The organism is Moorena sp. SIO4A5 (assembly GCF_010672005.1).
Lineage (GTDB): Bacteria > Cyanobacteriota > Cyanobacteriia > Cyanobacteriales > Coleofasciculaceae > Moorena.
In genome coordinates this window covers 1-7,910 of record NZ_JAAHHZ010000223.1, presented here as the reverse complement: position 1 = coordinate 7,910, position 7,910 = coordinate 1, and the positions used below count along the sequence as shown (strand labels likewise).

At 44.7% G+C, this 7,910-nt stretch carries 13 protein-coding genes and 2 pseudogenes; 10 read left to right on the top strand and 5 right to left on the bottom strand.

Annotated elements, in window-relative coordinates:
• Window positions 1–398 (top strand): hypothetical protein (locus F6K57_RS32970; protein ID WP_293072219.1); only part of this gene is annotated, 398 nt, incomplete at its 5' end.
• 5 nt (window positions 399–403) lie between these two features.
• On the opposite strand, the pseudogene F6K57_RS32965 reads toward F6K57_RS32970, so the two are convergent.
• The 3 genes and pseudogenes from F6K57_RS32965 to F6K57_RS32955 form a co-directional block, all read right to left on the bottom strand.
• Window positions 404–520: pseudogene (locus F6K57_RS32965) on the bottom strand (DNA-binding protein); the annotation flags it as partial.
• Between the two features lies 1 nt (window position 521).
• Window positions 522–668, bottom strand: a complete 147-nt coding sequence (locus F6K57_RS32960; RefSeq protein WP_293072218.1) for a hypothetical protein — start codon at window positions 666–668, stop codon at window positions 522–524.
• Entirely contained in the window at window positions 656–856 is a 201-nt protein-coding gene (locus F6K57_RS32955) for a hypothetical protein (protein ID WP_293072217.1), read from the bottom strand. The genes F6K57_RS32960 and F6K57_RS32955 overlap by 13 nt, the downstream gene beginning before the upstream one ends.
• A 120-nt stretch (window positions 857–976) precedes the next feature.
• On the opposite strand from F6K57_RS32955, the gene F6K57_RS32950 reads away from it, so the two are divergent.
• From F6K57_RS32950 to F6K57_RS32930, 5 genes are all read left to right on the top strand, one after another.
• Window positions 977–1,117: a hypothetical protein gene (locus tag F6K57_RS32950; RefSeq protein WP_293072216.1), complete on the top strand. Its 141-nt coding sequence runs from the start codon at window positions 977–979 to the stop codon at window positions 1,115–1,117.
• A 129-nt stretch (window positions 1,118–1,246) separates the two neighbouring features.
• On the top strand, window positions 1,247–1,468 hold the full coding sequence (locus tag F6K57_RS32945; protein WP_293072215.1) for a hypothetical protein: 222 nt from the start codon (window positions 1,247–1,249) through the stop codon (window positions 1,466–1,468).
• Between the two features lie 133 nt (window positions 1,469–1,601).
• Complete coding sequence (locus F6K57_RS32940; protein ID WP_293072214.1) at window positions 1,602–2,465, top strand: DUF4351 domain-containing protein; 864 nt, start codon at window positions 1,602–1,604, stop codon at window positions 2,463–2,465.
• A 72-nt stretch (window positions 2,466–2,537) separates the two neighbouring features.
• Window positions 2,538–2,801 (top strand): DUF4351 domain-containing protein, encoded by a 264-nt coding sequence (locus F6K57_RS32935; RefSeq protein WP_293031499.1) that lies wholly within the window; start codon window positions 2,538–2,540, stop codon window positions 2,799–2,801.
• 74 nt (window positions 2,802–2,875) lie between these two features.
• Entirely contained in the window at window positions 2,876–3,823 is a 948-nt protein-coding gene (locus F6K57_RS32930) for a DUF4351 domain-containing protein (protein ID WP_293072213.1), read from the top strand.
• A 48-nt stretch (window positions 3,824–3,871) separates the two neighbouring features.
• On the opposite strand, the gene F6K57_RS32925 is transcribed toward F6K57_RS32930, so the two are convergent.
• Window positions 3,872–4,855 carry a BadF/BadG/BcrA/BcrD ATPase family protein gene (locus tag F6K57_RS32925; protein ID WP_293072220.1) on the bottom strand — a complete coding sequence of 328 codons (984 nt, stop codon included), beginning with the start codon at window positions 4,853–4,855 and terminating at the stop codon, window positions 3,872–3,874.
• A 54-nt stretch (window positions 4,856–4,909) separates the two neighbouring features.
• On the opposite strand from F6K57_RS32925, the gene F6K57_RS32920 reads away from it, so the two are divergent.
• Window positions 4,910–5,056 carry a hypothetical protein gene (locus F6K57_RS32920; protein WP_293072212.1) on the top strand — a complete coding sequence of 49 codons (147 nt, stop codon included), beginning with the start codon at window positions 4,910–4,912 and terminating at the stop codon, window positions 5,054–5,056.
• Here F6K57_RS32920 and F6K57_RS32915 read toward each other — a convergent pair.
• On the bottom strand, window positions 5,028–5,213 hold the full coding sequence (locus F6K57_RS32915; protein ID WP_293072211.1) for a hypothetical protein: 186 nt from the start codon (window positions 5,211–5,213) through the stop codon (window positions 5,028–5,030). The two genes, F6K57_RS32920 and F6K57_RS32915, sit on opposite strands and share 29 nt — an antisense overlap.
• 187 nt (window positions 5,214–5,400) lie before the next feature.
• Between F6K57_RS32915 and F6K57_RS32910 the strand changes: the two genes are divergently transcribed.
• From F6K57_RS32910 to F6K57_RS32900, 3 genes and pseudogenes are all read left to right on the top strand, one after another.
• Window positions 5,401–6,057, top strand: coding sequence for a hypothetical protein (locus tag F6K57_RS32910; protein WP_293072210.1), 657 nt, complete (start codon window positions 5,401–5,403; stop codon window positions 6,055–6,057).
• 36 nt (window positions 6,058–6,093) lie between these two features.
• Window positions 6,094–7,014: a DUF1822 family protein gene (locus F6K57_RS32905; RefSeq protein ID WP_293072209.1), complete on the top strand. Its 921-nt coding sequence runs from the start codon at window positions 6,094–6,096 to the stop codon at window positions 7,012–7,014.
• 144 nt (window positions 7,015–7,158) lie between these two features.
• Window positions 7,159–7,910: pseudogene (locus tag F6K57_RS32900) on the top strand (hypothetical protein); the annotation flags it as partial.

The window sequence follows — 7,910 nt, the reverse complement described above, 5'->3', positions numbered from 1 at the left end:
TCCTTAAGTGGGAAAAAAAGTGGAGACAATTAGTTGGAGTAGAAGGCTTTACTGATGGCATCTATTTTTACCAGCAGAACAAAGGCTCTAATCTATATCTTATTTTCCAGAAGCAAGGAAATACTATTTTAGGTAAAAAATATGGGTTTCACAGTGATTCTATAGTTTGTTTAAGAGGAGTTGTACGGCGTAATATACTGGAAGATGTAACTGGAATTTCTTATGGCCTTGATTTTATACCACAGGTCGAAAGTGTTGACCCAATAAATTTATCGAAGTGGTATCGAATAAGTTGGGATAAAATCTCTAACTCTAGCAAGTATCCTCTACAATATGCTTATAACAATAAGCATCATCATATAGAATCTTGTCAAAAAGAATTCGATAAAAACCCTTGACCGACTTAGCTAGTAGCCGGAAAACTACCACCAATAAAGTGAATATCACAGAAGGTTTCAATCCACAAACGAGCACCACAATCGAGTGGATTATCCGGCTGATACACAATCTTACACGGACCATTATTTTCGGGAATCGGGAGTCGGGAATCGGGAATCGGGAATCGGGAATCGGGAGTCGGGAGTCGGGAATCGGGAATCGGGAATCGGGAATGCGATCGCTTTTAGCGGAAGCGTTTCGGCAAAGCCGTTCGCTTTTAGCGTGGCCATTGGCCTCCGCTACGCGAACGCAAAGCGTGGCCATTGGCCTCAGCTTCATCGCGTAGCGTGGCCATAGGCCAATCCGGTAGCGGCTCCAAAGGAGCATAAAGAGCATGATCGTTCGCGTAGGGTGCCCGGCCAAAGTCAATTGGCCGTAGGCCACGCTTCGCGAACGCGCAGCGCCTCCAAGCTCCCATCGCACATAGCTATAAAAGCATTAATTAATACTTGAAAACACAGGATTTTTCCCCACTCCACTACTCCCTCCCTGTTCCCTTTTGTATTAATCCCACTACCGATAGCAATTCTGATCACGAGTGAGGTACACAGGATTTGTTCCCACTCCCGATTCCCGACTCCCGATTCCCGATTCCCGATTCCCGATTCCCGACTCCCGATTCCCGACTCCCGACTCCCGAAAAAATTTGTTACAAAAATTTTACAAAAAAATGTTATAATGAAAGATTATTTGTGTTATAATAAAATTACCGTGGGCGCTAAAACGTTCCACGGTAAGAGCCAGCCGACAGTTTCTCCCGGCTACAGGCTGGCTCTGGAGCCCCAGTTAAGGAGATACCTAATATTTTATGTCGTACTCTCAACGCCTATATCCATGGGCGCTCATTAGGTTATTGCCGAAGATGCAGCGGGTGGTTGTTCGTCGTTTTCGGAACCGTTCTGATGCGGAGGGTCACTTGCAGGCTCTTAAACGGCTGATGCCTGATGAAAAATTTATTATTATCTTCGATTTAGGAGACCCTATAGACGGCGATTCTATAGAGGGCGAGTCTATAGTCGAAGAATCTTAAGAAGCAGGAAGTTTGGGAAGTCTGAAAAGCCCAGCTCTTTACTAATCAAATTTTAGTTGAACCCCATAAACAGCCCTGCAAAGTGGGGTGTGTGTAAGTCAATCATTCATCTTGATTCGGTCAATTGTATTGTATGGCAAAACCTGTAGATATTGGTAGCAAACGCTTAATCAGTTTAGCACCCAATGCTTGGGTGCAATGGGTAACCGGTAATTCCCAAGTGCGGGCATCTCAGTTACTGGATGCTGAGTTTCAATGGATTAGTCGCGAAAGCGATGTAATTGTAAAAGCGTCTAGTCCTGAACACTCCGAATTTCTGATTCTCAATGAATTACAACTACGCTATGACCAGAATATGCCTCAGCGAATGCGCAATTATGTTGCCTTAGCTGAGGAGAAATACAACCTATCCGCTTATCCGGTATTAATTAACATCTTGCCACCTCCAACCACGGTTACTATTGAAAATTGCTACGACAGGGAATTCATGGGATTAAAGGCTCGTCAAGATTATCGGGTAATTAATCTGTGGGAAGTAGAGGCTGAATTAGTATTAGAACAACCTTTGCCTCCCTTATTTCCATTTGTCCCGATTTTATTTGGAGGTGGTAGTGAATCGAAATTGCGCTCAGCCGTGCAGGCTTTACGGGCGGATCAAACTTTGAATCAACTAGAACCGCTCTTAGCGTTCTTTGCTAGCTTTGTTTTAGAGATACCCTTAATTCAACAAATCATGAGGTGGGATATGACAGTATTACGAGAATCACCCTGGTATCAAGAGATTTTACAAGAGGGTGTGGCTCAAGGCATTGAACAAGGCATCCAACAAGAACGTCGAGGCAGTTTAGAGCGCATCCTTAAACTGCGATTTTCAGAGATTCCTGTCGAGATATCCGTCAGAATTCAAGCCTTAACTCTCGAACAATTAGAAGAGTTGATGGCCACAGCATTAACCGTTAACTCCCTAGATGAGTTTACTCAACATTTGCCCAATTAATTAAATAAGACCACACCCCACTTCGACCGTGGGGTGGGTTTTCCTCGAATTCAACAAATCATGAGGTGGGATATGACAGTATTACGAGAATCACCCTGGTATCAAGAGATTTTACAAGAGGGTGTTGCTCAAGGGATTGAACAAGGGATTGAACAAGGCATCCAACAAGAACGTCGAGGCAGTTTAGAGCGCATCCTTAAACTGCGATTTTCAGAGATTCCTTCAGAGATATCCGTCAGAATTCAATCCTTAACTCTCGAACAATTAGAAGAGTTGATGGCCACAGCATTAACCGTTAACTCCCTAGATGAGTTTAGTCAAAATTTGCCTAATTAATTAAATAAGACCACACCCCACTTCGACCGTGGGGTGGGCGTAAGTCAATAATTAGTCTTAATTGGATCAATTGTATGACAAAACGTGCAGATATTGGTAGCAAACGCCTAATCAGTCTCGCTCCTAATGCTTGGGTGCAATGGGTAACCGGTAATTCCCAAGTGCGGGCATCTCAGTTACTCGATGCTGAGTTTCAATGGATTAGTCGCGAAAGCGATGTCATTGTAAAAGCGTCTAGTCCTGAACACTCCGAATTTCTGATTCTCAATGAATTACAACTACGCTATGACCAGAACATGCCTCAGCGAATGCGCAATTATGTTGCCTTAGCTGAGGAGAAATACAACCTATCCGCTTATCCAGTATTAATTAACATCTTGCCACCTCCAGCTACAGTCACAATCGTTGACTGTTACGACAGGGAATTCATGGGATTAAAGGCGCGTCAAGATTATCGGGTAATTAATCTGTGGGAAGTAGAGGCTGAATTAGTATTAGAACAACCATTACCTCCCCTATTTCCATTTGTCCCGATCTTATTTGGAGGTGGTAGTGAATCGAAATTGCGGTCAGCGGTGCAGGCTCTGCGGGCGGATCAAACCTTGAATCAACTAGAGCCATTGTTAGCTTTCTTCGCTAGCTTTGTTTTAGAGATACCCTTAATTCAACAAATCATGAGGTGGGATATGACAGTATTACGAGAATCACCCTGGTATCAAGAGATTTTACAAGAGGGTCTTGCTCAAGGGATTGAACAAGGGATTGAACAAGGGATTGAACAAGGGATTGAACAAGGGATTGAACAAGGGATTGAACAAGGGATTGAACAAGGGATTGAACAAGGCATCCAACAAGAACGTCGAGGCAGTTTAGAGCGCATCCTTAAACTGCGATTTTCGGAGATTCCTTCAGAGATATCCGTCAGAATTCAAGCCTTAACTCTCGAACAACTAGAAGAGTTGATGGCAACAGCATTAACGGTTAACTCCCTAGATGAGTTTACTCAACATTTGCCCAATTAATTAAATAAGACCACACCCCACTTCGACCGTGGGGTGGGTTACTCTTGCCTATTGCCTATTGCTAGCATGCCTATTGCCTAGACTCCGCAACCCTAACAAACCGGCACCATAAGCAGGCTCATAGCGAGGCCAAATCACTTTAGCATTAGGGCTAAGCCTGACAAGGGATGATTCAAATTGCTGACGGATTGAGGAAAGACCATGCCAGACACTTCCGGTGGTTACTACTTCACATTGTGAGTCAGGGGTAAAGACGCTTTCAATTACAACTTGGGTAGCTTTTGCTAGTTGATTAACTGTATCTTCGATAATGCTAATGGCTACCTGATCGCCTTCAGCCGCTGCTTGATCGACAATTGGTGCTAAGGATGCAATTTCTTTGACTCCCCACCCTGGCCGATAGATGACATCTGTGATATAATTAAACTTTGATAAGTTAAAATGGGTGGTAAAGCGCTCCTGAAGACTAGTTATTGTTAGACTAGTTACTGCAAAGCCATCATAGGCGTTGATCGCGGCTCGTAATCCAGAGACAGCAATGTGATAGGCACTGCCAACATCTCCTAGGATATGCCCCCAGCCACCAACTCGCTTGGTATTTCCTTGGGCATTGCGTCCAAAAACGATTGATCCAGTGCCTGCGATCGCAACAACTCCCACAGGCTTACCTACTCCCCCCACTAAGGCAATCAAAGCATCATCACAAATAACAACATTAGAGGGGAGTAATGCCCAAGTGACGGGAATTGTCTGACTTGACAACAACTGTTGGACGAAGCCTTGCACTACTTCTCTATCTCGTGGACGACCAACACCGGCTAATCCCAAACAAATGGCTTCCACTGTGACCGATTCTATGGATAGTTTAGCGGAAGCTTGTTGGGTGGCGAGGCGAATGGCTGATTCTATGGAGGCGAAAGCGGTTTTGATACCAACGGTGTGATAATTGGAGGCATCGGCTTCTCCTCGACCTAGGACTTGACCTTGGTGGTTGAGGACTACACAAAGGGTTTTACTGGCACCGCCATCTATTCCGATTATACAGGTGATAATATATAGTTAGTTAACTATAAGGAAACTGGCAAGATGCCAGTTCCACCAAGATGCCAGTTCCACATCAGCAAAGAAATGAAACTGGCAAGATGCCAGTTCTACCAAGATGCCAGTTTAGCGATCGCATTCAAAACTAGCCAAAAGCCTACAATTAGTTGTTATCTGAGTCTTCTGGCTTGAGAAGGGCATCGACTAATACTGTGACTTGCACAAGGGAATTGATCACATCACTGGTTTTGGTAAAGGGTTTACCTTCATACTCGGAGTAGGCTGACCAGATTACAGGAATAGCAATCAGTCCGACGAGCCAACGCTTGATGGTTTTAGGATTATACATGGGCAGGGATAAAAAACAACAGCCTCATCTGTTTTTGTTAACTATCTCCAAATAGCCATTCCATGCCAAATCCTGCTAGAGAGCCCATTTCAAAAATTTTTTCCGACTTTGCATAGAATCCGGGGTTGGCCACCGTTAGTTATTTAGAAAGGTAAATCCAGGAGATGGATTGAGATGGAGTTAACCTATGAACCAACTGGAGGAACGACTACAACAGCTAGCTATAGAAGCTCAACAGCATTCCCCAAAAAGCCGTGGCCGTCGTCTAGCCCTGACTCGGCTGATTCAAATTATTCAAGCATCCGGCAGATTATCTCGCAGGAGATATGACACTCCTCAGGAGGTTTACGATGAAGCACTTCAAGAGACTTGGTTGTATGTGTTCAAAAAAATTGATACTTATCAACCGAGAGCTCCGGTGATTAACTGGGTCAATTACGTCCTCAAGAGGCGGTTGATTGATGCCAAGAAACGACATACCAAAGGGGTAAAGGAGTGCTCACTAGATGCACCAATAAACTCTTCCGATAGGGGTAAAGTCAATCAATCAGGTATGACTTATTTAGATACTATTCCGCAACCAGAAGACACTCCGTTACCTTCACAGCTTATACGTCAGTGTATTGAAGAAGACTCTGATGGGCTGTTTGCCAGCAAACACGTTAAGGGACATCCTAAAGCCAACTTCAGAACTATAGCTCTTTTATACCTAGACCGGAAGAGTTGGAAAGAGACTGCTGTCGCGGTTGGGTTAGAGCCAAAGCAATGGTCAACGGTGCAAAGTTTCTACTGGCGCTCTTGCAAGTATTTTGCTGACACGTTTAAGGAATACTTACAGGAATAACTGACCAAGAAGATTCAATTTATCGAGAGAGTAACAATGAATAACTTAACGGAAAAATTAGCATTTTCTGTGCCTATTACCAGAGATTGGTATCAACTAGCAGAAACCTTTAGTCAGGAACAGCACGAACCAGATAAAGCTCAAGACGTTTACCTAAATACATTAGCGGTTTATGCAGTAAATTTCTACTTACAACAGTGTCTGGAAGTAGAAACCGATTTAGCAGCAAGTGATAGCAGCAATCCAGCCCTGCGATCGCTAATGAATGTATCCGACTTGATGGTTAAAGGTTGGGGTAAATTGGAATGTCGTCCTGTTTTAGCTGGTGACCAAGTTTGTCACATCCCACCAGAAAGTCGGCAAGACCGAGTTGGTTATGTGGTAGTAGAAATTAATCAACCAAGTAATCAAGCTAAACTGCTAGGATTTGCCAAAACTGCACTGGGAGGAAGCTTGGAGATTAGTAAAATCGATTCTCTTGAACAGTTAATTAACCAATTACCAGAGCCGGAGTCAGATGTCGTGAACTTACGGGAATGGTTGAAGGGTAATTTTCAAGTAGGTTGGCAGTCGGTTAGCGATTTGCTGCCTCCACAACAACTGAGACCAGCATTTAGAAATACCGAATACCAGCAAGAACGAGCTAAACCAATTGATTTATTTGATTTAGGGCTAGAACTAGCGGGTAATCCTGTCGTTTTAATTATTACTGTTGGAAAAATTGATAAGGAAACTGCCAGCGTTCGAGCACAGGTTTATCCCAAGGGTGAAGCACTAACCTTGCCTCCGAATTTGAAACTATCGGTACTAACTGCAACCGGTGATGTTTTTACCGAAGTAACCGCCAGAAGTAATGATGAATTCATCCAATATCAGTTTAATGCCCAACAGGGAGATGACTTCGGAATTAAGGTTTCTTTAGGTGAAGCTAGTGTAACCGAAAGGTTTCAGGTTTGAGCTAAAGTCAGGCGGACTATCCCAATGCTGGTGGTGCGTTACGGGGCGGACTATCCCAATGTTGGCTATGAGGGGAAAAATCTGGGCAAGTCCGCCCCTAACGCACCCTACGTGCTGACTGCTTATTAAATCAAAAATAGATCAATGAAGAGGCTGTTAACGTTAATATTAGACGGAGAAATTGAGCAGGGGTTTGATGCCACCCTGGAAATTCGGCAAGGGGATCTTCATTCTCCGTCCCAAACTCGGATTAAAGGGCGGTTGTCGGGGAATCGAGACTTACTCAACTGTTATCGCCATTGGCAGCAACGGTATCTGAGTTTGGAAATGCTATTTCGTGCTCTGAGTGCCAATCCCGAACAGGTGACCAATTCATCCCAGCGGGGGGAAGCCTTTGCGGCTTGTCGGCAAGGGGCTGAGGTTTTGGAAGGGAGTCTTAATCACTGGCTCAATACTGACCCAGAGTTTCGCTCGATTCGGGATAAGTTATTGGGCTCGGGGAAAAAATTTCAACTGCTGTTACAGACCAATAATCCCTGGCTGCGTCGGTTTCCCTGGCACCGCTGGGATTTACTGGCGGAAGCCCAAGCCGACGTTGCCCTGAGTGCCATTGAATACGATTGTCCCAACCCTGTTAAGCGCCAGATTACCCCCAAGGGCAAGGTGAAAATTCTGGCAATTTTGGGTCAGGGTGCCAATCTTAACCAGCAAGCAGATCAGCAGGCGTTGGAGGAGTTGGCGGGTCAGGCGGGAGCACAAATTACCTGGCGGCAGGAACCCCAGGCATCGGAGTTGAATCAGCAGTTATGGGAGCAGGGGTGGGATATTCTGTTTTTTGCTGGTCACAGTGGCACTTCCCAAGAGGGGCAGCGGGGGGAAATTCAACTCAATCAGAC

What these genes read in the sequence shown, in the direction of transcription:
- F6K57_RS32935 (WP_293031499.1), top strand. Translation starts at nt 2,538, where the DNA reads ATGACAGTATTACGAGAATCACCCTGGTATCAAGAGATTTTACAAGAG.
- F6K57_RS32940 (WP_293072214.1), top strand. Translation starts at nt 1,602, where the DNA reads ATGGCAAAACCTGTAGATATTGGTAGCAAACGCTTAATCAGTTTAGCA.
- F6K57_RS32945 (WP_293072215.1), top strand. Translation starts at nt 1,247, where the DNA reads ATGTCGTACTCTCAACGCCTATATCCATGGGCGCTCATTAGGTTATTG.
- F6K57_RS32960 (WP_293072218.1), bottom strand. Translation starts at nt 668, where the DNA reads ATGGCCACGCTAAAAGCGAACGGCTTTGCCGAAACGCTTCCGCTAAAA.
- F6K57_RS32920 (WP_293072212.1), top strand. Translation starts at nt 4,910, where the DNA reads ATGCCAGTTCCACCAAGATGCCAGTTCCACATCAGCAAAGAAATGAAA.
- F6K57_RS32915 (WP_293072211.1), bottom strand. Translation starts at nt 5,213, where the DNA reads ATGTATAATCCTAAAACCATCAAGCGTTGGCTCGTCGGACTGATTGCT.
- F6K57_RS32955 (WP_293072217.1), bottom strand. Translation starts at nt 856, where the DNA reads ATGGGAGCTTGGAGGCGCTGCGCGTTCGCGAAGCGTGGCCTACGGCCA.
- F6K57_RS32930 (WP_293072213.1), top strand. Translation starts at nt 2,876, where the DNA reads ATGACAAAACGTGCAGATATTGGTAGCAAACGCCTAATCAGTCTCGCT.
- F6K57_RS32910 (WP_293072210.1), top strand. Translation starts at nt 5,401, where the DNA reads ATGAACCAACTGGAGGAACGACTACAACAGCTAGCTATAGAAGCTCAA.
- F6K57_RS32905 (WP_293072209.1), top strand. Translation starts at nt 6,094, where the DNA reads ATGAATAACTTAACGGAAAAATTAGCATTTTCTGTGCCTATTACCAGA.